Annotated in this window: 16 protein-coding genes; 7 read left to right on the forward strand and 9 right to left on the reverse strand. The window is 67.2% G+C overall.

What is annotated here, in order from left to right:
- Nucleotides 1–16 precede the first annotated feature (16 nt).
- The 3 genes from IWX81_RS11440 to IWX81_RS11450 form a co-directional block, all read right to left on the reverse strand.
- Nucleotides 17–1,813, reverse strand: a complete 1,797-nt coding sequence (locus IWX81_RS11440; protein WP_199281449.1) for a DUF1800 domain-containing protein — start codon at nt 1,811–1,813, stop codon at nt 17–19.
- A gap of 364 nt (nt 1,814–2,177) precedes the next feature.
- Nucleotides 2,178–3,770: a GTPase gene (locus tag IWX81_RS11445; RefSeq protein ID WP_199281450.1), complete on the reverse strand. Its 1,593-nt coding sequence runs from the start codon at nt 3,768–3,770 to the stop codon at nt 2,178–2,180.
- Entirely contained in the window at nt 3,767–5,533 is a 1,767-nt protein-coding gene (locus IWX81_RS11450; protein ID WP_199281451.1) for a dynamin family protein, read from the reverse strand. The genes IWX81_RS11445 and IWX81_RS11450 overlap by 4 nt, the downstream gene beginning before the upstream one ends.
- A gap of 234 nt (nt 5,534–5,767) precedes the next feature.
- Between IWX81_RS11450 and hrpA the strand changes: the two genes are divergently transcribed.
- The 5 genes from hrpA to IWX81_RS11475 all read left to right on the forward strand — a co-directional run bounded on the left by hrpA (nt 5,768) and on the right by IWX81_RS11475 (nt 12,391).
- Nucleotides 5,768–9,583, forward strand: a complete 3,816-nt coding sequence (gene hrpA / locus IWX81_RS11455; protein ID WP_199281452.1) for an ATP-dependent RNA helicase HrpA — start codon at nt 5,768–5,770, stop codon at nt 9,581–9,583.
- Between the two features lie 95 nt (nt 9,584–9,678).
- A complete protein-coding gene (locus IWX81_RS11460) occupies nt 9,679–10,107 on the forward strand; it encodes a hypothetical protein (protein WP_199281453.1) in 429 nt (142 codons plus the stop codon).
- Nucleotides 10,101–10,334, forward strand: a complete 234-nt coding sequence (locus IWX81_RS11465; protein ID WP_199281454.1) for a helix-turn-helix transcriptional regulator — start codon at nt 10,101–10,103, stop codon at nt 10,332–10,334. The genes IWX81_RS11460 and IWX81_RS11465 overlap by 7 nt, the downstream gene beginning before the upstream one ends.
- Nucleotides 10,331–11,308: an NAD(P)-dependent alcohol dehydrogenase gene (locus IWX81_RS11470; protein ID WP_334593983.1), complete on the forward strand. Its 978-nt coding sequence runs from the start codon at nt 10,331–10,333 to the stop codon at nt 11,306–11,308. Before IWX81_RS11465 ends, IWX81_RS11470 begins: the two co-directional genes overlap by 4 nt.
- A gap of 243 nt (nt 11,309–11,551) precedes the next feature.
- Nucleotides 11,552–12,391, forward strand: coding sequence for an HpcH/HpaI aldolase/citrate lyase family protein (locus tag IWX81_RS11475; protein ID WP_199281455.1), 840 nt, complete (start codon nt 11,552–11,554; stop codon nt 12,389–12,391).
- Nucleotides 12,392–12,452: 61 nt separating this feature from the next.
- Here the strand turns inward: IWX81_RS11475 and secA are convergent, their stop codons facing one another.
- The 6 genes from secA to mtrA form a co-directional block, all read right to left on the reverse strand.
- Nucleotides 12,453–15,254, reverse strand: coding sequence for a preprotein translocase subunit SecA (gene secA, locus IWX81_RS11480; RefSeq protein ID WP_199281456.1), 2,802 nt, complete (start codon nt 15,252–15,254; stop codon nt 12,453–12,455).
- Nucleotides 15,255–15,344: 90 nt separating this feature from the next.
- Nucleotides 15,345–16,037, reverse strand: coding sequence for a ribosome hibernation-promoting factor, HPF/YfiA family (hpf, locus tag IWX81_RS11485; protein ID WP_199281457.1), 693 nt, complete (start codon nt 16,035–16,037; stop codon nt 15,345–15,347).
- Between the two features lie 38 nt (nt 16,038–16,075).
- Nucleotides 16,076–16,843: a ComF family protein gene (locus IWX81_RS11490; protein ID WP_334593987.1), complete on the reverse strand. Its 768-nt coding sequence runs from the start codon at nt 16,841–16,843 to the stop codon at nt 16,076–16,078.
- Nucleotides 16,844–17,095: 252 nt separating this feature from the next.
- Nucleotides 17,096–18,736, reverse strand: a complete 1,641-nt coding sequence (locus IWX81_RS11495; protein ID WP_199281458.1) for a GerMN domain-containing protein — start codon at nt 18,734–18,736, stop codon at nt 17,096–17,098.
- On the reverse strand, nt 18,729–20,330 hold the full coding sequence (mtrB, locus tag IWX81_RS11500; protein WP_199281459.1) for an MtrAB system histidine kinase MtrB: 1,602 nt from the start codon (nt 20,328–20,330) through the stop codon (nt 18,729–18,731). The genes IWX81_RS11495 and mtrB overlap by 8 nt, the downstream gene beginning before the upstream one ends.
- Before the next feature lie 4 nt (nt 20,331–20,334).
- On the reverse strand, nt 20,335–21,015 hold the full coding sequence (gene mtrA / locus IWX81_RS11505) for an MtrAB system response regulator MtrA (protein ID WP_199281460.1): 681 nt from the start codon (nt 21,013–21,015) through the stop codon (nt 20,335–20,337).
- Nucleotides 21,016–21,126: 111 nt separating this feature from the next.
- Between mtrA and IWX81_RS11510 the strand changes: the two genes are divergently transcribed.
- Together IWX81_RS11510 and IWX81_RS11515 are read left to right on the forward strand one after the other, a co-directional pair.
- On the forward strand, nt 21,127–22,308 hold the full coding sequence (locus IWX81_RS11510; protein WP_334593990.1) for a glycerophosphoryl diester phosphodiesterase membrane domain-containing protein: 1,182 nt from the start codon (nt 21,127–21,129) through the stop codon (nt 22,306–22,308).
- Entirely contained in the window at nt 22,305–22,949 is a 645-nt protein-coding gene (locus IWX81_RS11515; protein WP_334593992.1) for a DUF4129 domain-containing protein, read from the forward strand. The genes IWX81_RS11510 and IWX81_RS11515 overlap by 4 nt, the downstream gene beginning before the upstream one ends.

Genomic DNA, 22,949 nt, shown 5'->3' on the forward strand with positions numbered 1-22,949 from the left:
TAGAAATCGTCTGCAGTCAGCGCAACTGGAAATGGGGGGAATCGAGCACGAGCGCAGCCAGGGAAGAAGCGAGCCACGCATTACCGGGGTCTGCTTCGGTACCGCCGTCTTCGCCGAGGTAGGCGAGAAGAACGATCGAGTGCTCGGCACTCAGGGGGCGGCCGATCATGCGCTGCGCGATGGCATCCACCCACTGAGCGTTAGTTTGACCGGCGATCGGGGCGAGCTCGTCGTTGATCTTCAATGGTGCCATCAGCCCCTTCCACCAGCCGTCCGTGAGGCCACGGTGGAGGTTCCAGCGAGCCACCATCTGGCTCGCGGACGTCCAGGCCCCGGTCACGTCGGGAAAACCGTTCGGCGGAATCCACGAGAGCGGAGCATGCCCGAGCGTGCTCAGCGACCAGTACAGGCTCTTCACGCCGTCGGCAAGGTCGCCGCTCGGGTTGACGCCGATAGCGCGCACCGAACCGACCGCATCCTCGAGCGGGCGACGCCACTTCGATCCCGCCGATGCCCAGAACTCGCGGCTTCTGAAAAGTGCTGTCAGTACAGGAATGATCTGGGTGTCGTTGGCGATGTAGGTGTCGGCGAGCAGCGTGAGCAACGACTGCGGGGGAACGTCTGAGACGAACCGCACGGCGAGCTTCCTGGCGACGGTCGCTGCGGTTGCCGGATGCTTCGCCAGGCTGTCCACGTAGCGATCGCCCATGTCCAGGCCGCCCTCTGCGCTTGCGTTCTCGTCGGAGAACCACGAGGTTGCAACCGCTCCCACGTAGTGCCTGTCCGCGCGATACAGGAACTCGCTCGTGTCGTAGTCGATGCTGCGGCCGGACAGGATCATGGCACTGTTACGGACGTCGGTCTCGGTGTAGCCGGAGGAGACTCCGATCGTGTGGAGCTCCAGCAATTCCCGGCCGAGATTCTCATTGACGTTCGTCTTCGTGGACTCGTCGTTGTTGAGGTAGGTCAGCATCGCGGGGTGTCGCATGGCGGCATGGAGCATGTCGGCATATCTGCCGAACGCATTCGCGCGGATCACCGTCTTCGCGTAGTCGGGCCCGCTTGCCCAGACCGAATCAGACGGGGTGGTGACGTTGAGAAGATTCGAGAAGACATCGACGACGACTTCGAACAGCTGCCGCTCGCTGAACACCTGCGCGGCGAGAGTTGCCTGTGCCGTTTGCTCCGCGGCACCCCACTGGAATTCCTCCACAGACGAACGCACCTGCGCTATCGTCAGCTGCGACAGGGGGAAGGCGGCGCGGGCCGCGTCCCCACCAGGGTCGGGGATCGAATCCGGGTCGAGTTGGGTGCCAACCCACCGGTTGATGCCGATGGCTGCAATCGAGGCGAAATCGCTGGCGCGGGGGCCGAAGGTCAGCCTTGTCAGGAGGTGGGCGTGATTTTCCGGGGTATCGGTGACGGCAAGCACGATGCCTGCGGCAGGCGGCGGAGTGCGACCCGACGGAGCTCCGCCGTCGGCTCCATCGGCTCGATTACCCGCGCGTGGCCCTGGCTCTGGAGCGGCGTAGCTGCTGTCCCGATCGACAGGAGGGTTGGTTGCCGACGGGCTATTCCCCGCGGCCAACCGCCGCGCCTTGTCGAACGAGGAGGGCTTGCGCTGCCCTGTCGCAGGCAAGGGTGATGGCTGCCCTTGTGGCGAGGGCGGAACCGATTCACGACCGAAGCTGGCCGCCGCTACGGCACCAGCTCCGGCAAGCGCCGCGACTCCCGCCGCTATGATCGCTCGCCGCGCCACGTTCGGCTCGCTACGGTGCCGGACTCGCAGGTCAGGTTCTTCGGGAGAATCCATGCGGTGATCCCTTCTGGAAACCAGCCCGGGTTGGCCGATGCGACGGGCCTGACAGCGTGCGAGCCCTTCGATGACGTTTCGGTAACGATGGTAGGGGTTTGTACCCCGGTTTTGTCCAGCATTCCGGCGCGATCAGTCGATAATGTCTGTCGATACCATCGGGGGCTTCGGATTTCGCAGACTGTGAGGCGACGGCAGTCGACGTACCGGGCGTATTGAGCACTGTTCCGGAGGTCTGGGGGCAAGGCGTGTACACGCTGCAGGAGCCGCGGAAGGAACACGTCATACGCGACCCCCTGCGCAGCCGCGAACCCCCCGGGCTGAACGTGGGCGGCCTGCGCGTCGAACGATGGCACGCGGGGAGTTAGCTTCGCGCCACCCTCAGCGCCGCCGTGAACTGCCGCGCACGGTCGAGCTCGGCCGCGATCGGCCCGACGACCACGCGCTGCGTTACCTCGCGCACCGCAGCCGTCAGCACCTTTCGGGCGCGGCGCCGGCGCGAGGCCGCTACGGCCGCTCCGATCACCGAACCCAGCACGCCGAGCAGGATGCCCAGCAGCACGCCCGCGACGATCAGCAGTGTCGGCACCGCCCAGCCCTCCACCGTCGGAACCTCGAACGCCGGCAGGCCGATCCTCGGCAGCAGCGCGTTCGCGAGCAGCCAACCGGCACCTGTCAGCGCCGCCAGCAACGCCACCCACTGGATGACGGCGAAGATCGCCCACCACCACGAGCCCTTCGCTGGCAGCGTCGTGCGCGCAATCGCCAGGTCAAGCTCATCGGGGAGCGCGGCGATGGTGCCGTCAGCAACCGAGCGGATGCCCGCCCGCCACGATTCCGTCAGACCGTCGCCCGCGGCATCCGCAAACCCCCGCACCGACATCGACACAGCAGCGCGCCCGCCCGCGCTCAGCGCTGGCAGGCTCGTGCGATGCAGCGCCGGGTCTGACCCGCGGTCGGACCCCCTCGCGAGGGGCCCGAGTCCGAGCCGGCGCAACGGATCCACCCTGAACCTCGCCAGCCACGAGACCACCGGCCACCCTGTCGCCTGCTGCGAGCGCTTGCGGTACGAACCAGCCACCGCTGAGGCGACGACGGGCACGCCGGCGGCATCCGCCAGCTCCCTCGAGAGTCGATCCAGCGGAACGTCGGTGCGCCGCGGAAGCACGCCGGGCTCCGGGATCGCCGCCGCGAGAGTCGACACATCGGCCGTCAGCCGCGCATCCCGCAACTCCCCCGCCGCCGCGAGATCGCCGATCGCCGATCGCAACTGTGGGATCCCTGCGCCGGTCCGCGCGCTCACCGGCAGCACCGTCGCCCGGCCGAGTCCATCATTCGCGAGGATGCCCCGCAGGGACTCCACCACGCCGGCGACCTGTGACTCCGGCAGCAGATCCACCTGGTTGAGCACCACGAGGGTCACCGCGCCGTGGCGGGCGTGGGGTGCGATGAACTGCACGTGCAGCACCTCGTCCGCGTACTTCTGAGGATCGACCACCCACACCAGCGCATCCACCTGTGCTGCCAGTCGCTGCGCCACGTCCCGGTTCGCCACCTCGACCGAATCGAAATCGGGGAGGTCGAGCAGCAACAGCTTATGTGCCCTCGGGTCGATCGGATCCTGCCGCACCACCCGCTCGCGCACCCCCAGCCAGTCGAGCAAATCCGCAGCTGAATCGGCATTCCAGCCCACAGACATCGCCTGCGAGGTCGTCGGTCGACGCACATGGGTTCGCGCCACCTCCGCCCCGACGAGTGCATTGACGAGGCTCGACTTGCCCGAGCCGGTCGCACCGAACACCCCGACGACCGTGAAGTCGGGCGAGAGGCTGCGGCGAGCGCCGGCCCGCCCGAGCAGTGCGTCGAGCTCGGCGGCGGTCTCGACCGGGATGCGCGAGTTGCCCGCATCGAGCAGGGTGCGCAGGGCATCCAGTCGCGCGTCCAGTGTCACGTTCACGAACGGTCACCGGATGCCGCGGCCCGCTCGACATCGTCGAGGAGAGCCTCAGACTCCCTCCGCAGCACCTCGGGTGATGCACCCAGGCGAGCGTCCGCGAGCGCCTCCGTGACACGCACGGCCTCGGAGTCGAACAGGGCGTCGACACGCTGCTGCAGGTCGCGGCGGGCTTCTACCGCGAGCCGCCGCACAGCATCCTCTCCGAAGATCGTCTCGAGGAGCTTCTGGCCCACGACAGCGGAACCACCGGCGATCACGACCTCGCCGCCGGTCAGCCCACCGGTCGAGGCGAACACGACCACCATGAGGGCCACCGTCACCACGTTCAGGCCGAGCGACAGCACCCGCGCGCGCACCCGCTTCGAGCCCGCGTTCTGCTGCACGAGTTGCATCAACGCGCCCTGCCAGTCCCGCACGAGGGTCGCGGAGGCCTCGGCGAATCCTGCACTCTCGGACCTCAGCTCCGGATGCTGCTGGGCGATCGACCGACCCGCGGCACTGCGCTGCAGGCTCGCCCACGCGGCGGCAGCGGCACTGCCGCCCTGGTCCAGGATGACCGCATGCAGCCCGCGCTCGATCTGTGTCTCGACCTCGACCACCGGCTGTGGCCGACCGCGCAACCACGCCGTCGCCTGGTCCCTCGCACGAGACACCCAGCCCTCGAGTCGGCGGAACACGTCGGAGGTCCCCACGAAGTCCTGCCAGCGCGCGAGCACCTCACCGCGCAGCAGCGCGCCATCCTTGGTGGCGTCATCCACGGCCTCGACCGCCAGTTCGTACTCGTGGGCGACCGCGGCCACGGCACCCTCGATCCAGTCGAGTTGCTGCTGTCGGGCATCCGCGATCACCAGCACACGCCGGTCGAGGTCGTCGACGGCCCCGCGCAGCGTGCGCGCGGCGACCCTCGCACGCTCGGCGCGGTCGCCCGCGATCGACTCCAGCCAGGCCCGTGGCGCATCGACCGCGGTCGGCGGCAGCATGCCGAGGTCGTCGAGGGGCTGCTCGTCGATCACGAAAACCTGGGTGCCGGAAAGTCCGCGCTGGTCGAGCATTCCCCTGAGGTCGGGCAGCACGTCCGCGGCCGCTCCGGGTGGAACACGATTCAGGATGACGCCGACCGTGATCGAACGGGCCGCGGCGTTGTCGAGCAGCCGCCACGGCACGGCGTCCGCGTAACGGTTCGCGGTGGTGACGAAGAGCCAGAGGTCGGCGGCCGCGAGCAGCTGGCTGGCGAGGGCCCGGTTGTCGTCGGCGACAGAGTCGATGTCAGGGGCATCCACGATGGCCAGGAACGGCGGGACGCGGTCGATTCCGAGAAGCATCAGTTCGTTGATGCGGGATGCCGCAGGCGCATCCCCCGCGGACGACGCCGGTGTCCCGGCCGCCGTCACCTGCCCGCGCACGCGCGCGAGCCCGGGAAGGATGCGGTCTGACGCGAACCAGCCGGCATCCGCCGGCGAGTGCACGAGGATCGGCTGGCGCGTCGTCGGACGGATGACCCCCGCCCTCGACGTCGGCGTCCCGACGAGCGCGTTGACGATCGTCGACTTGCCCGAGCCGGTCGAACCGCCCACCACCGCGAGCAGCGGCGCGTCGAGGTCTGCGAGCCTGGGGCGGATGTAGTCGTCGATCTGGCGCACGGCGGCGGCCGCGGCATCCCGGTGCTCCTGCGCACCGTCGAGGGGCAGGCCGAGCCCGACATCGGCCAGGGAGGCCCGCAAGCGCTCGAGGGAGATGATCGCCGGCGTGCGTGACTCGTTCACCTCCCCAGCATGCCGCACCGCGCGGCTCCCCGCTAACCCCCAGAGCCACGGCCGCGCGACCCGGCACGGCCGTTTCGTAGAGGGACGCCGGCGCAGAGACGATCCGGAGTCAGGCCCGGAGTCAGGCCCGGAGTCGATGGCTGCGTTGCGGCAAGGTATGGCACTGTGCCATACATCGCCGAATCGGGAACCATGATCCCCGCATCCACCCGGCCGGGTTAGAGTGTGAGGCTGATGTCCACCGAAACCGCCCCTCCCAATGGGCCCCCGCACGTCACTTTCCCGCCGGATCTTCCCGTCAGCCAGCGCAAAGACGACATCGAGGAGGCGATCCGCGGCAGCCAGGTCGTGATCGTCGCCGGTGCGACGGGTTCGGGAAAGACCACCCAGATCCCCAAGATGCTCATGGAGCTCGGCTTCGAGAGCATCGGCCACACCCAGCCCCGAAGGATCGCGGCCCGCACCATCGCCGAACGCATCGCGGAGGAGCTCGGGCAGGAGGTCGGGCAGCTCGTCGGCTACCAGGTGCGCTTCACCGACCGCGTCGGTAAGGACACGAAGATCAAGCTGATGACCGACGGCATCCTGCTCAACGAGATTCACCGCGACCGCGACCTCAAGAAGTACGACGCCATCATCATCGACGAAGCGCACGAGCGCAGCCTGACCGTCGACTTCCTGCTCGGCTACCTCAAGCAACTGCTGCCGCGCCGCCCGGACCTCAAGGTCATCATCACGAGCGCGACGATCGACCCCGAGAGCTTCGCGCGGCACTTCGCGGATGCCGACGGCACCCCAGCCCCGATCATCGAGGTCTCCGGCCGCACCTACCCGGTCGAGATCCGCTACCGCCCGCTCGTGCCGGATGCCGCGCCCGGCACAGATCCCGACGATGACGACAGCAGCAGTGCCGAAGGCCGCGACCTGTTCCAGGCGATCAATGACGCCGTCGACGAACTCGGGCGCGAGAGCGACGGTGACGTGCTCGTGTTCCTCTCCGGCGAGAACGAGATCCGGGATGCGGAAGACGCCATCCGCGGCCGACACCTGCCCGGAACCGAGGTGCTCCCCCTCTACGGTCGCCTCAGCGCGGCAGACCAGCATCGTGTGTTCGAGAGCAGCAGGACTCCCGGAACCCGCCGCCGCGTAGTGCTGGCGACGAACGTGGCCGAGACGAGCCTGACGGTGCCGGGCATCCGGTACGTCATCGACGCCGGCACCGCGCGTATCAGCCGGTACAGCGTGCGGTCGAAGATCCAGCGGCTGCCCATCGAGGCGATCAGCCAGGCCTCCGCGAACCAGCGCAGCGGCCGGTCGGGCCGCACCAGCGACGGCATCGCCATCCGGCTGTACTCGGAGGAAGACTTCGGCAAGCGATCCGAGTTCACCGAACCCGAGATCCTGCGCACGAACCTGGCCGCGGTCATCCTGCAGATGATCTCCCTCGGGCTCGGCGATATCGCCGCCTTCCCCTTCCTGCAGCCGCCGGAATCCCGCGGCATCAAAGACGGACTCGACCTGCTGCGCGAACTCAACGCAATCACCGCCGACTCCACGATCACGCGCGTCGGAAAGCAGCTCAGCCAGCTGCCGATCGACCCCAGGCTCGCGCGGATGGTCATCGAATCGAAGCAGCACGCCACCACTCGCGAGGTGATGGCGATCGTCGCCGGGCTGAGCATCCAGGATCCCCGCGAGCGACCGCTGGAACGCCGGGCGCAGGCCGACCAGCAGCACGCGAGATTCACCGACCCCACGAGCGACTTCCTGAGCATGCTGAACCTCTGGAACCACCTCGAAGAGAGGCAGAAGGAGCTCAGCGGCAACCAGTTCCGCCGCGAAGTGAAGAGCGAGTACCTCAACTTCCTGCGCGTGCGCGAATGGCAGGACGTGTATCGCCAGCTGTCACGCACCGCAAAACAGCTGGGGCTGCACCTCGGCGACGCGCACGCGAACCCCGACGGCATCCACCGCTCCCTGCTCGCCGGGCTGCTCAGCCAGATCGGGCTCAAGGATTCGGCGAAGAAGGATTACGTCGGCGCCCGCCAGTCCCGGTTCGTGATCTTCCCCGGCTCTGCCCTCGCGAAGAAGCAACCCGCGGCCGTGATGAGCGCGGAGCTCGTCGAAACCAGCCGGCTCTTCGCGAGGATGAACGCCGCGATCGACCCCGCCTGGGCCGAGTCCATCGCGGGAGACCTTGTCAAGCGCACGTATTCGGAGCCGCACTGGGAACGGAAGCAGGGCGCGTCGGTCGCGTTCGAGCGGGCCACCCTTTACGGCGTGCCGATCATCGTCAAGCGACGCGTGCAGTTCTCCCGCATCGACCCGCAGTATGCCCGCGAGCTGTTCATCAGGCACGCCCTCGTCGAGGGTGACGTGACGGACGAGACCCTGCGAGCGCGACTCTACGACTTCGACCGCGCCAATAAACGACTTCGCGCCGAACTGGCGCAGCTCGAGGAGCGCACGCGCCGCCGCGACATCCTGTTCGACGACGAGGCGATCTTCGACTTCTACAACCGGCGCATCCCGCCCGAGGTAGCGTCGACCAGGGACTTCGAAGGCTGGTGGCGCAAGGCGAAGGTCGACACCCCCGACCTGCTCACGATGACGGCCGAGAACCTCGTCGATGAGGAGACGCCCGACCTCGACCACCTCGCCTTCCCGAGTACCTGGCAGCAGGGCGACCAGTCGCTCGACCTCAGCTACAGGTTCGAGCCCGGCACCGAGGATGACGGGGTCACGGTGTCGATCCCGCTGCCACTGCTGGCCGGGCTGAAACCCGACGGGTTCGACTGGCAGGTGCCCGGCCTGCGTGAAGAGCTCGTGACCGCGCTGATCCGGTCACTTCCGAAGAGCATCCGTCGCCATGTCGTGCCGGCGGCGGACTGGGCACGCACCCTGCTCGCCGAGGCGGGCGAGCCCGAGGCCGGCCAACCCCAGGGTTCACTCGTCGCATTCCTTGCCCGCCAGATCACCGCCAGGACCTACACTCCGGTCACGGTCGCCGACTTCGACCTCGACAGGGTTCCCGCCCATCTTCGCGTGACCTTCGCCGTGATGGATGACCGCGCCAACCGCGTCGCGAGCGGCAAGGCGCTGAGCGCGCTTCAGGCGAGCCTCAAGCCTGTTGCGCGAGCGAGCGTCGCAAGGGTGACCGAGAAGGCATCGGCCGCGCTGCCGCAGAGCGACCGTCTCGAGCGCGCCGGTATCACCAGCTGGGATTTCGACGAGCTCGACCGCAGCCGCGACACGAAGCACGGCTCGAACACGATCCGCGCCTATCCGGCCCTCGTCGACGAGAAGACCGGGGTCGCCATCAGGCTCATGAGCACCCCGGAAGACCAGGCCGCCGCCCACCGCCTCGGTGTGCGACGTCTGCTGCTGCTCGCCATCCCGTCGCCGATCGGTTACGTGCAGGAGCACCTCACCACGAACGAGAAACTCGTGCTCGCCCAGAGCCCGTACCGCTCGAACGCGGCACTCTTCGAAGACTGCATGATCGCGTGCGTCGATGCCGTGATCGGCGACGGACAACTCTTTACGAGGTCAGAGTTCGAAAAGGCGCGGGATGCGGTCTCCGCCACGATCGTCGACGCTCTCTTCCAGACCGTCGCCCTCGTCTCCCGCATCACCGCAAAAGCCCGCGAAGCCGATAAGGCCATCAAAGCCGCGACCAGCCTCGCGCTTATCGCACCCCTCGGCGATGCCCGCAGCCAGTTGGACGCCCTGTTCTTCGATGGGTTCGTGAGCGCGACCGGGCTCGAGCGGCTGCGCCGCATCCCCGCCTACCTCGACGCCCTGATTCATCGCGCGGGCAAGCTGGTCGAGAATCCTGCCAGGGACAGGGTGTGGATGACCGAGGTGCAGCTCGCGCAGGGGCGGTACATCACGGCGGGAGGCACACTGCCCCTCGATCCCGCGGCGGAGAGCCGGATCATCCGTGCCCGCTGGATGCTGGAGGAGTTGCGCCTCAGCCTGTTCGCCCAGCACATCGCCACCGCCGAACCGGTGAGCCTGCAGCGCATCACGAAGGTGCTCGCCGACTGACACTCCAGGCTCAAGTAAAGTTTTCTTGACACGATGTCTGACTTCTCATACATTGTGCGTGTCAGTAATTCTTTACATCCGACCCTGGAGGGGTCATGGCTTTCGAAGAGAAAAGCACCTGGATTCTCGGCATAGTGTCGGTCGTCGCCTATGCCGTCTATGCGTTCGTCGTGCTGGACCTCGCCCGGGCCATGCCCCTGGCCGAGGTCGACTACGTGCCTGCCATGCTCGGCACGATCGGGGCGGCCATCGTCGTCTCGATCCTGTCGCACATCGTCGTCGTCATCGCGTCACGTAAAGACCTCGGCAAGAAAGACCAGCGCGATCGCCAGATCTACCGGATGGGGGAATACGTCGGGCAATCGTTCGTGGTTGCCGGAGCCATCGCCGCCATGCTCTTCGCGATGGTCGAGCTGCCCCACTTCTGGATCGCCAACGTGCTGTATCTCGCGTTCATACTCTCGGCCATCCTCGGCACCATCACCAAACTCGTGTCGTACCGCCGGGGGCTGCCCGCATGGTGAAGCCCACGAGCATCACCAACTCGATCCGTGCGCTGAGGTTCAGCAACGGTGAGATGACCCAGGCCGACCTCGCCGACCGCATCGGCGTCACGCGCCAGACCGTCATCGCCATCGAGCAGGGACGCTACTCGCCGTCCCTCGAGCTCGCCTTCCAGATCGCCCAGGCCTTCGACGTGCAACTCGGCGAGGTCTTCCAGTACCCCTCAGAACCAGGAACTTCCTCATGAACGAACCACGCATGAACGCCATAGTGCAGGACGAGTACGGCCCCGTGAAGGTGCTTTCCCTGCGGAACATCGAGAGGCCGACACCGGGGCCAGACGAGGTGCTCGTCCGGGTGCACGCCGCCGGAGTCAATCCCGCCGACTGGCACCTCATGACGGGCGTGCCGTATCTCGCCAGGCTCGCGTTCGGGCTTCGCCGCCCGAAGAATCCGGTGCGGGGTGCGGATGTCGCTGGGGTCGTGGAATCCGTCGGGCCCGGTGTCACGGCCCTCAGTGCAGGCGACAGGGTGTTCGGCGTGGCGAAGGGCTCCTTCGCGCAGTATGCCGTCGCTGCCGTCGGTTCGCTCGCCCGCCTCCCCGAATCCCTCTCCTTCCCGCACGCCGCCGCGATTCCGCTCGCCGGTTGCACGGCCCTTCATGCGGTTCGGGATGCCGGGCTCGTCTCCGCGGGCCAGCGCGTGCTGGTCATCGGGGCCGGGGGCGGCATCGGCACGTTCGTCGTCCAGCTCGCCGTGGCGCTCGGCGCGACGGTCACCGGTGTCTGCAGCACATCGAAGCTGGAGCTCGTGCGCTCGCTCGGTGCACAGGCCGTGATCGACTACACGGTCGAGCAGATCACCGGGCATCCGCCATTCGATGTCATCATCGACACCGCCGGCAACCGGCCGCTCTCCCTGCTGCGGAGCATCCTCACTCCGCAGGGGCGGATCGTGATCGTCGGCGCCGAGGGCGGGGGGAACCTCGCGGGCAACACCGGTCGACAGCTGCAGGCCGCCCTGACACCGCGCGCGAAGCAACGCGCGATCGCCCTGTTTTCGACGGAGTCCACGGCCGACCTCGGGTCGCTGCTCGAGTTCGTGGATGCCGGAACCGTGCGGCCCGTGATCGATCGCGAGTATCCGCTCGCCGAGGCGGCAGCGGCGATCACGAGGATGACCGACGGCCTCGCGCACGGAAAGATCGTGCTGACCGTCTGAGCGCAACCAGTGTTCATAACTCCTGCTGGTAGATCGGCGCAACGCGCACGCTCCCCGCGATTGCGGGGGTGGTGCGGTGGCGGTGCTGTCGCGGCGCACGTACTGCAGGAGTTATGAACACAACGGGGTCATGCCGACGTTGCCGGGGAGGGCAACAACGGCATAGGGCGCGACAGGGGCGGCCGTGCGACTAGCCTGTTGGGGGCGCCTGAACCTTGGCGCAGGCACCAGAAAGGCCATGTCGTGCAGCACAATGCATCCCGAACCGTGTCAGCCGAGATCTCCCGATCGTGGTTGCTCGTCGCAGCTACTAAGCCGGAGTCCTTCGATGCTGCCGAGAGTTCCCGCGCCGACCAGATCATCCTGGACATCGAGGATGCCGTCGACCCCCGCCTCAAAGACAGCGCCCGCGCGGGCGTCGTCGACTGGCTGAGCACCGGCGGCAGCGGATGGGTTCGCATCAACGACCGCACCTCGGACTTCTGGTCGGATGACGTCGACGCTCTCGTCGGCATCCCCGGACTCCTCGGCGTGATGCTCGCCAAGGCGGAGTCGCCGGAGCACGTCTCCGAGACATTCGACCGCCTGCACGGCGTCACCCCCGTCATCGCACTCGTGGAATCCGCGCTCGGCATCGAGGAAGCGGCGAACATCGCGCGCGCTCGCGGCGCATACCGGCTCGCATTCGGCAGCGGCGACTACCGCCGTGACACCGGCACCAGCGCGGACGACATGGCGATGGCGTATCCACGATCCCGCCTCGTCGTCGCCAGCAGGGTCGGCAACCTGCCAGGGCCGATCGACGGACCCACCGTCGGGTCGAACCACCCCGTGCTGCGCGAGCAGGGCGGCATCGCCGTCGCGCTCGGGATGACCGGCAAACTGTGTCTCGACATCGAGCAGCTCCCGATCATCAACGAAGTCATCAGCCCGACCCGGTCTGACGTGGCATGGGCTCGCGACTTCCTCGCCGACTTCGAGGCCAGGGGCCGCGTCATCCGCGATGGCAGCGACCCGCCCCGGCTCGGTCGCGCGCAGAAGATCGACAAGCTGGCGCGCGCGTTCGGGGTCGAACCCGCCTAAACCGGTAACGACGAAGGGGCGACTCCACGGGAGCCGCCCCTTCGTCGTATCCTGCCTGTGGCTACTTCTTCTTGTCCTGAGCCCGACGCTCTGCGCGGTTCGCAGGAGCAGCAGCCTCGCCTTCCGGGCGCTGGCCGAACGCTCCGCGGGACGCGGGCTGCTGCGGCGCACGCTGCGGAGCGGGCTGCCCGCTCTGCGCCTGCTGGGCCTGCTGCGCGCGCGCGGTGGCCGCCTGCTCGATCTGGCCGCGCTGGTTGCGCACCTCGACCTCACCCTGCGCGTCAGCGCTCGGCGCGGAGTAGCTGAGCTTGTTCGTGTCGGTGGCGGGAGCCGCGAGGCCCTTCGCCTCGACGCCGGAACCACCGGTGACCTCGACCTCGAGGTTGAACAGGAACCCGACAGACTCCTCGCGGATCGACGCCATCATCGACTGGTACATCGCAAATCCCTCGCGCTGGTACTCGATGAGCGGATCGCGCTGGGCCATGGCCCGCAGTCCGATGCCGTCTTTCAGGTAGTCCATCTCGTAGAGGTGGTCGCGCCAGCGGCGGTCGATCACCGAGAGCACGACGCGTCGCTCGAGCTCGCGCATGGCGGGCTCGCCGAGCTGCTGCTCGCGACGCTCATAGGCCAGCCGCGCATCCGACATGATTTCCTTGGTCAGGAAGGATGAGGTGACCTTGCCGATCGATCCGGCCTCGGTGAGCAGCTCGTCGGTCGAGATCGACACGGGGTAGAGCGTCTTGAGCTCGGTCCACAGCGCGTCAAAATCCCACTCGTCAGAGTGACCCTGGGCGGTGTGCACGTCGATGACCTCGCTCACGACGTCTTCGAGGAAGTGCGTGACCTTGCCCTGCAGGTCGTCTCCCTCGAGGATGTGACGGCGGTCACCGTAGATCGCTTCGCGCTGGCGGTTCAGCACGTCGTCGTATTTCAGCACGTTCTTGCGGATCTCGGCGTTTCGACCCTCGACCTGGCTCTGCGCACTGCGGATGGCGCGGCTGACGACCTTGGATTCGATGGCGAGGTCATCCGGAACGTTGCCGCGACCCATGAGGGCCTCGGCGGCTCCGCTGTTGAAGAGTCGCATGAGGTCGTCTTCGAGCGACAGGTAGAAGCGGCTCTCGCCGGGGTCACCCTGTCGGCCTGAGCGACCGCGGAGCTGATTGTCGATGCGACGGGATTCGTGGCGCTCGGTGCCGAGCACGTAGAGGCCACCCACCGCGATAACCTTCTCGGCCTCGACCTGCACCTCGCTCCTGACTGTCGCGTAGACGTCGTCCCACGCCGCTTCGTACTCGTCGGGCGTCTCGCTCGGGCTGAGGTTCTGGCTGTTCAGCTGGGCAACGGCAAGGAACTCGGCGTTGCCGCCGAGCATCACGTCGGTTCCGCGGCCCGCCATGTTCGTGGCGACGGTCACGGCGCCGAGGCGGCCGGCCTGCGCGACGATCGCCGCCTCGCGAGCGTGGTTCTTGGCGTTGAGTACTTCGTGCTTGACGCCCTTCTTGGCGAGCATCCGGGAGAGCAGTTCGCTCTTCTCGACGCTCGTCGTTCCGACGAGAACGGGCTGGCCCGCAGCGTGTCGCACAACGATGTCTTCGACGACCTGCCCGAACTTGGCCTGCTCGTTCTTGTAGATCAGGTCCGACTGGTCCTTGCGCAGCATGGGCTTGTTCGTGGGGATCGGAACGACACCGAGCTTGTAGGTGCTCATGAACTCGGCGGCCTCCGTCTCGGCCGTACCGGTCATGCCGGAGAGCTTCGAGTACAGGCGGAAGTAGTTCTGCAGTGTCACGGTGGCGAGAGTCTGGTTCTCGGCCTTGACCGCGACACCCTCTTTCGCCTCGATCGACTGGTGGATGCCCTCGTTGTAGCGGCGGCCCATCAGGATGCGGCCGGTGTGTTCGTCGACGATCAGCACCTCGCCGTTCATCACGACGTAGTCCTTGTCTTTCTTGAACAGTGACTTCGCCTTGATGGAGTTGTTCAGGAACGAGATCAGTGGGGTATTCGCCGACTCGTAGAGGTTGTCGATGCCGAGGTAATCCTCGACCTTTTCGATACCGGGCTCGAGCACACCGACCGTGCGCTTCTTCTCGTCGACTTCATAGTCCACATCCGGAATCAGCTTGTTGGCGAGGTTCGCGAACTCGGTGAACCAGCGGTTGGCCTCACCCGAGGCCGGGCCCGAGATGATCAACGGCGTGCGAGCCTCATCGATCAGGATGGAGTCGACCTCATCGACGATCGCGTAGGCGTGGCCGCGCTGCACCATGTCCTGGGCCTGCCACGCCATGTTGTCGCGCAGGTAGTCGAATCCGAATTCGTTGTTGGTGCCGTAGGTGATGTCTGCGGCGTACTGCTCACGACGCTCGGGCGGTGTCTGGCCGGACAGGATGACGCCGACCGTCATGCCGAGTGCCCTGAAGACGCGACCCATCAACTCCGACTGATAGCTCGCGAGGTAGTCGTTCACGGTGATGACGTGCACTCCGCGCGACGGGATCGCGTTCAGGTAGGCGGCGAAGACCGCGGTGAGGGTCTTCCCCTCGCCGGTCTTCATCTCGGCGATGTTGCCGAGATGGAGAGCGGCTCCACCCATAGCCTGCACGTCGAACGGCCTCATACCCAGCGTGCGCTGCGCAGCCTCGCGGACAGCAGCGAACGCTTCGGGAAGCAGGTCGTCGAGAGACTCCCCCTTCGAGAAGCGCTCACGCAACTCGACTGTCTCGTTCTTCAGCTCGTCGTCCGTCAGTTCCTTGAAGTCTTCTTCGAGGTGATTGACCGCTTCCGCATAGTGCTTGAGGCGTCGAAGAAGTCGACCCTCACCGACGCGAAGCGCGCGTTCAAGAACGTTGGCCACCGATAACTCCAGTCTTCGTCGGGCATGCCCGAGTTTCCGGCACGACAATAAGCGCGTTACCGGTGGCCAATCGTACCAACCTGAGCCGGATCAGCGCCTGCTGCCGCGACCCCGGCTTGCGACTGTGGGCAGTTGCTCAGACTCTTCCTCGAGACCGATCACCCCGTAATCCCATCCCTTGCGGCGATACACGACACTCGGTCGGTCGGTTTCGCTGTCGATGAACAGGAAGAAGTCGTGGCCGACGAGCTCCATGTGATCGAGTGCGTTCTCGACGGTCATGTGGCTGGTGGGGAAGACTTTCCGGCGGATCACGACCGGCGAGTAGTCCTCGTCCCCCGGTTCCGCCTCGGTCTCCTGCACGGGAATGGAGCCCGTGCTCACCTTCTCGAGAATCTCGGGACTGGCCGGGGTGATGTCGACGACAGCGAACCCGCCGGCTGACGCCTCACGCAGCGACACCGGACGGTGCTGGCCCCGATGCACCTTCTTGCGATCCTTCGACTGGCGCACCCGCTCGATCAGTTTCGCCATGGCGAGGTCGAACGCGACGTACTTATCGGAACCTGCGGACTCTGCCCGCACCAGCGGACCCGGACCGATGAGGGTGAGCTCGACCCTGTCGTCGCCGCTGGCCCCCCTGGTCTCGTGATGACGGGTGACTTTGATCTCGAATGCGATCGCCTTCTCGGCGAGATGATCGACCTTTTCGGCCTTCTCAATCGCGTATTCCCTGAACCTGTCGGTAACCCCCAGGTTTCGTCCGCTGACGGTAATTTCCACGGCGACCTCCCAGCCTTCATGCGCGGCCGCCGGAGCCTTCAGTCAAACCCAGGCGGTTCTTGTTCTGCGCCTTTTGCCCCACCGTAGTCCTCGCGGCTGGGGTTGTCACGCACCTCGAACAACCTCGGGGTGAACGCGATGGTTGCGGCCCCGGCGACCTCCCCACCGGCCGCTCGAACGGCCCTCGCCGCCTCATCCAGCGTCGCGCCCGTGGTCAGCACGTCGTCGATCAGCACGAAGATCCTCCCCGTCAGCGGTCGCGTGGCCACCATCGCGCCGTGCAGGTTGGACGCCCTCGCGGCGCTGTCGAGCGACTTCTGCGACACCGTGCGTCGCGCCGTCCTGAGCACGGCAGCGGCCCGGTAACCGGTGTGGCCCAGGATGACCGCGACCGGGTCGTAGCCGCGTCGGCGGTACGACGACCGGCTCGTCGGCACCGCGGCGAGCTCCAGCCGGGCATCCGGCCGCTGCGCCAGCGCGGAGGCGAGAGACTGCCGCACGGCACCGGCGAGCGGGCGGGACAGGGCAGCGGAAAGGTCGGTGCGGTGGTGTTCTTTGATGGCGAGGATCACGCGCCGGACCCGCCCCTCGTAGCGCAGGGCCGTGACGACCGTGAGCCCGCCGGCCGTCGACCGCGGAGTCGGCGACGGGTGCAGCTCCGCGGCACACACCGAGCACAAGCCGCGGTCGTCAGCCCCGCAGCCGGCGCACTCGACCGGCACGAGCAGGGCCAGTGCGTCGAGGAGTGCGCCGAGAAGCGCGGCGGCGACCCGTGGCATCCATGACGGCATGAGCGATGGTGGCACCGCCGCACCGCGCGCAAGCTCCGCCCGGCCCGAACTGTGGAAAGCGCGCGGCCGTGGACGACTGTGCACCTGACGCTGGCGCCGAGGTGACGCACAGTGCGGTCTACGGGGAGGCATAGCGACCGCTAGCGTCAGCTCACCGGGCCGCGGGGCCGGAGGGCCGGAGAGACGGAGAGACGGCGAGACGGCGAGACGGAGCGCCGGCGAGACGGAGCGCCGGAGAGACGGAGGGCCGCGGGGAGAGGGGTGGGGCTACTGCTTGGTGGCGAGGAAGGCGGCCTGGATGCCCGTCGGGACCCAGCCGCTGCCCTGCGAGCGCCACACCTCACCGGCGCTCAGCACCCTCAGCCCGTCTGTGCCACCGGTTCCACCGGCGATCGTCGTCGCGTCGTCGAGCTGGCCGAGCAACTGGGTTGGTCCGCCGATCTCGACGAGCGTGATGACGCCGGAGCCCGAGATCGTCGCCACCGACTTGTCGTCCACCCACGTGGCATCCACCGGCGCACCCAGCGGGGTCGGGAGGTCGAACAGCTGGCCGAGCCTGGCCGGCACGGCATCCTGCCGGATGATGCCCGCAACCGCGAGCCGTGGGCCGACCGGGGTCGAGAGGTAGACCAGGAGTCGCGCCCCGTCGCGGGAGACGGCCATGGACACGATGCTGCTGTCGGGAGGGAGGCCGGACTGCAGCAGGTGTGGCACGCCATCGGAGCCGAAGGTGAGCAGGGACGAGGCGTCGTCACCCTGGGCCGTCCAGGTGAAATCGAAGGTATCGATCGACGGCCTGATGAGGCCGGGACGATCGTCGAGAAGTGCGGCAGAACTCGATCCTGCCGACGCGAGCGACACACCTTCCGGGGAGAGGACGGCCGCAGAGAGCCTGTTGTGGGCGAGACTGGCGGCGGTCGCCTCGGAGGCGACGACGGAGTTCGAGACACCCGGGATCGATGCGATCCCCGCCCCGCCGCTGAAACCGAATGATGTCCCGGTTCCGATGAGCGCGGCGCTGTCGACGGTGGGTGTGATCGCGTCGTCCCCTGAGGCGATGGGCGTCGTAAGCTCGGTGCCGCCGACGGTGATGACCACGTTCGCGATACCGAGAGTGGCGACCAGCTGTTGTCGCATCTGGTCCCGGGCGACCGGCGTGCTGTCGATGACCTCGTTACTGAGGTCGACGATCGCCTGCCCGGCCTGTACGCTCACCGAATCGAGCGTCGTCGCCTGCGGGAATGCGGTCACCCCGGCCTGCACGAGCCAATCGGATGGGCCGGCGAGCAGTGCTGTCACGGTGTCACGCGTGATGTTCGAGCGCTTGGCGAACCACCTCACGTCGGGAACGAGGTATCGGTAACTCGGGTCGAAGAAATACAAGGATTGCTCGGCGAACACGAGACTGAAGCTGCTGCGCGAGAGCACGATCCCGGGTGGAGCCGAACTGATGCGCCACTGTCCGTTCTCCTGTGTGAAGCCGTAGCTCAGGGTCTGGGCCGCCGGCGGCGGCTCCGAGTAACTGCCCAGGTTGTTCACGAGGGCACCGGTGGTGACCGTGTACGACAGCGTGTCTGGTGCCTCGGCCGCGGTGATCGTCGCCACTCCCGATCGGATGAGCGTGAGGGCATCCGGATCCCAACTGCCGGCCATCTCCGCCGTGAAGAATGACCGAGCGACCTGGAAGTTGGATTGCGGCGAGCGAACGGCCTGCATGAAGCCTGCGAGAATCTCGTCGGGAGCGGCATCGGGTGTCGGGCCAGAGACGAGCAACTCGACCCCAGGATTGTCGGGGTCGTCGATCAACTGACCGACCTGCACTCCACCGCTCGAGGGCACTCCGACGCAACCGGCGAGGGTCAGGATCACCGCGAGCGCTGCCGCGACTACGACGGGCTGCTTACGCATCGATCGCCTCCTGTACCGGTTCTTCGGGAGGCAGGGCCAGTGGTGACCCCTTCAGTTCTGCTCCCCGCACCCGGGGAAGCGTAAGCCTGAAGCATGAGCCTTCGCCGGGAGCAGACCAGACCTCGAGCCAGCCCCCGTGCAGCGCAGCGTCTTCGAGGGAAATCGCGAGACCGAGTCCCGTGCCTCCCGTCACACGCTGCCGGGACGGGTCAGCGCGCCAGAACCTGTCGAAGACGCGATCCATCGCGGCGGCGGTCATGCCCACGCCGTAGTCGCGCACGGCGATGGCGACGGCCTCCTTGTCGCTGTCCACCCAGACGACGATCGGCTGCCCTTCGCCGTGGTCGATGGCGTTACCCAACAGGTTGTGCAGGATGCGGCGGATGCGGCGGCTGTCGACCTCGGCCTCGAAATAGCCTCCGGGGGCGACCATCCTGAGCGGTGACCCCTTCGACTCCGCGAGCGTCGTGACGCTCTCGATGGCATCCTCGACGAGGTAGACCAGGTTCGTCGGCTCGGTCTCCATGTCGACCGCGCCGGCGTCGTACCGGCTCATCTCGAGGAGGTCGGCCAGCAGCGATTCGAACCTCTGCACCTGGGTGTGCAGCAGCTCCGCGGTGCGCGCCGCCGACGGCGAGAACGAATCGCGCTGGTCGTAGAGCACGTCGCCGGCGAGCCGGATCGTCGTCAGCGGGGTGCGCAACTCGTGGGAGACGTCGGAGACGAACCGCTGCTGCACCTGCGACAGTGCCGCGAGCCTCGTGATCTGGTTTTGCAGCGACGCGGCCATGCCGTTGAACGACCGAGCGAGGGTGGCGATCACATCGTCGCCCTTCACGGGGATGCGCACCTCCAGTTGCCCCGCGGCGAGCTTCTGGCTCGTCTCGGCCGCCAGCTGCACAGGGCCGACGACCAGGCGCACGACCACGTAGGTGACGGCGCCGATCAGCACGATCAGGGCGAGCCCGCCGAGAAACAGGGTGCGCTGCACGAGCCCGAGTGACTCCTGAAGATCCTGGATGTTGTAGACGAGGTAGAGCTCGTATTGCGCACCGCGCACGTTGAGCACGGTGCCGAAGACGATCCCCGGCTGCACCGAAGAATCGGCCTGGACAAGCCCCACAGACTGCGACACCGTCCGCAACTCCGTGAGGCCCTGCACAGCGGCGCGAAGCTCGACGGAGATGACCTGGGGGTCGAGCCCGAGTGTCTGGCTCTCGGTGGGGCTGCGCGGGCCGTCCTGTCCCGGCATGCGTCTGAGGGCGAACTGGGTCACCCCGGTGCTCGCAGCGGCGTTCACGATGGCCCTCGCGGCATCCGCCGTCGTCGCATCGATGTCGTCGTCCCCCAGCTGCTCAGTCGACTCGTCGAAGAATCTCTGGCCGATGATGGCGGCGTTGGAGGTGGTGCGGCTGAGCTGGTCGCGGCGCGCATCGAACAGGTTGGCACCGACGCTCACCGACATGTAGCCACCGATGATCGTGACCGCGACCCCTGACAACGCGAGGGTGAAGGCAATCGTGCGCAACTGGAGCGACGAACGCCACAGCCGCACGAAGCGCTGCACGATCGCGCGCCACTGGAAATCGCGCATGGTGCTACGTGATGCTGCCCGCGCGGTAGCCGACGCCACGCACGGTCATGACGATGCGAGGGTTGTCGGGATCTTCCTCCACCTTCGCGCGCAGCCGCTGCACGTGCACGTTCACGAGCCTCGTATCAGCCTTGTAGTGGTAGCCCCACACCTGCTCGAGCAGCATCTCCCGTGTGAAGACCTGCTGGGGCTTCAGTGCGAGGGCAAGCAGCAGCTCGAATTCGAGAGGCGTCAGGCTGATCTTGGATTCACCGCGCCTGACCTCATGGCCCGCGACGTCGAGGGTCAGGTCGCCGACCTGCAGGGAGCCCGTGGCGCTCTCCGGGCTGGGCCTCAGCCGAGTGCGCACGCGGGCGACGAGTTCCTTCGGATTGAACGGCTTGACGACATAGTCGTCGGCACCGCTCTCGAGGCCCTTCACGACGTCGGCCGTGTCGCTCTTCGCAGTGAGCATGATGATGGGAACACCGGATTCCTCACGGATCCTGGCGCACACCTCGATGCCGTTCATGCCCGGCAGCATCAGGTCGAGCAGCACGAGATCGGGTTTAGAGGCGTGGAACGCCTCGACCGCCGCGGCACCATCGTCGCAGAAGGAGGGTTCGAATCCCTCCGCGCGCAGCACGATGCCGATCATCTCTGCCAGCGCCGTGTCATCATCGACCACAAGAATTCGCGCGTTCACCTGTACCTCGCTACTGCATAGAGCCAGCCGGACGGGCGCCGGAGCTTTCGCATAAGAGTAGTCGAGTGTGAAACCATGATGAGGACTGTTCCACTATGCAAAGGATGAGCTGTGAGTGACAACACCCCGTGGCAGTCCCCAGCGGGTGGCCCTGCCGCTGCGCCGCCTGCGTCGCCATACGCCAACGCAGCTTCGGCCCCACCGCCTCCCGTCGGCGCTCCGGGATGGACTGCGCCACCGAAGCCGGGACTCATCCCGCTGCGGCCCCTGACCCTGGGCACCCTGCTGGCGGCGTCGTTCCAGGTCATCCGCAGAAACCCGCGGCCCATTTTCGGGTTCTCGCTGCTGCTCACCGGACTCATTTTCGTGTTCACCCTGCTCGTGGTGGGGTTCGTATCGTTCTTCGCGTTCTCGAGGGTGTCGAGCGCGACCGGAGCCGACCAGGACGCCGTCGAAGCGGGATCGGTGGCGACGATCATCCTGTCCGCCCTGGTTCCTGTCGTGCTGTCCATCGTCGTGACCGCGATCCTGCAGTCCATCGTCGTGCTCGAGGTCGCGAGGGGAACGCTCGGCGAGAAGCTGAAGCTCGCTGGCCTCTGGCGCCAGGCGAAGGGTCGCATCGGAGCCGTCATCGGCTGGTCGCTGCTGCTCACCGGCGCAGCGGTGCTCGCGCTGGTCATCCTGTCTGCCGTGATCGGGCTGATCATCGCGTTCGGCGGTACCGCCGGAATCGTCGTCGGCGTGATCCTCGGGGTTCTCGCGGCTGGCGGCGCCCTGGTTCTGTCGTTCTGGCTCGGCACCCGCCTGTGCCTCGTGCCGAGCGCCCTCATGCTCGAGAGGCTTCCGCTGCGCGCCGCCATCGCCCGGTCGTGGTCGCTGACCACCGGCTACTTCTGGAAGACGCTGGGGATCCAGCTGCTCGTCGCCGCCATAGTGCAGACGGTCGCCGGCATCATCGGCGCCCCGCTGCAGCTGCTGCTCGGGTTCGGCAGCGTCCTGCTCAACCCGAATGGCGAGGGCGACGGCCTCATCGCCGGCGCCGTAGTGCTGTACGTGCTCACGATCATCCTGAGCATCGTGTTCGGTGCGATCGCTGCCGTGATCCAGAGCGCGACGACCGCGCTCATCTACATCGACATCAGGATGCGCAAGGAAGGGCTCGACCTGGAGCTCAACCGGTTCGTCGAAGCGCGCCAGGCGGGCAATTCGAGCGTGCCCGACCCGTACCTCCAGCGCGCAACGGCCGAAGCAACGGCACCCCAGCCGCCGTCCCAGCCGTCCCCGTGGTCGTGACCGGCTTGGCGCTGCCGCTGGAGGTGCCGGTCGATCCCGACCCGCAGGAGGCGGCGGAACTGCTCATCAACGAACTTTCCCAACCGCAGTACCAGGCAGCACGACCGACCTGGTTCGACCTGCTCGCCAAAGCCGTACAGGACTGGCTCTCATCCCTGCGGCTCGGCGACGTGCAGGGACCACCAGCACTCGGCCTCGGTGTCGTCGTCACGCTCGCCGTGATCGGCATCGTCGTCGCGTTCCTGATCTTCGGTGTGCCGCGACTCAACCGCCGCAGCGCCGTCGCCGGGTCGTTGTTCGGAGAGGATGACCGTCGCACGTCCGCCAGCATCCGGCAGGATGCCGAGGCCGCCGCCGCGCGGAGCGAGTACTCGATCGCGGTCGCCGAGATGTTCCGCGCCATAGCCAGAGGGCTGGCCGAACGGTCGATCGTGACCACGAGCCCCGGAACCACGGCGAGGGACTTCGCGGTCACTGCGAGCACCCCGTTCCCGGATCTCGCCGACGCGTTGCGCGACTCCGCCACCGCCTTCGACCAGGTGCGCTACCTCGACCGCACCGGTACGGCCGAGCAGTTCCAGCAGGCCGCTGCCCTCGAGCGCGACCTGCGGGCCACCCGGCCCGTGCTGGAGCTGCTGTGA

The sequence above is a fragment of the Salinibacterium sp. CAN_S4 genome (assembly GCF_015752305.1).
Lineage (GTDB): Bacteria > Actinomycetota > Actinomycetes > Actinomycetales > Microbacteriaceae > Rhodoglobus.

What these genes read in the sequence shown, in the direction of transcription:
- IWX81_RS11440 (WP_199281449.1), bottom strand. Translation starts at nt 1,813, where the DNA reads ATGGATTCTCCCGAAGAACCTGACCTGCGAGTCCGGCACCGTAGCGAG.
- IWX81_RS11470 (WP_334593983.1), top strand. Translation starts at nt 10,331, where the DNA reads ATGAACGAACCACGCATGAACGCCATAGTGCAGGACGAGTACGGCCCC.
- hrpA (WP_199281452.1), top strand. Translation starts at nt 5,768, where the DNA reads ATGTCCACCGAAACCGCCCCTCCCAATGGGCCCCCGCACGTCACTTTC.
- IWX81_RS11465 (WP_199281454.1), top strand. Translation starts at nt 10,101, where the DNA reads ATGGTGAAGCCCACGAGCATCACCAACTCGATCCGTGCGCTGAGGTTC.
- IWX81_RS11495 (WP_199281458.1), bottom strand. Translation starts at nt 18,736, where the DNA reads ATGCGTAAGCAGCCCGTCGTAGTCGCGGCAGCGCTCGCGGTGATCCTG.
- mtrB (WP_199281459.1), bottom strand. Translation starts at nt 20,330, where the DNA reads ATGCGCGATTTCCAGTGGCGCGCGATCGTGCAGCGCTTCGTGCGGCTG.
- IWX81_RS11460 (WP_199281453.1), top strand. Translation starts at nt 9,679, where the DNA reads ATGGCTTTCGAAGAGAAAAGCACCTGGATTCTCGGCATAGTGTCGGTC.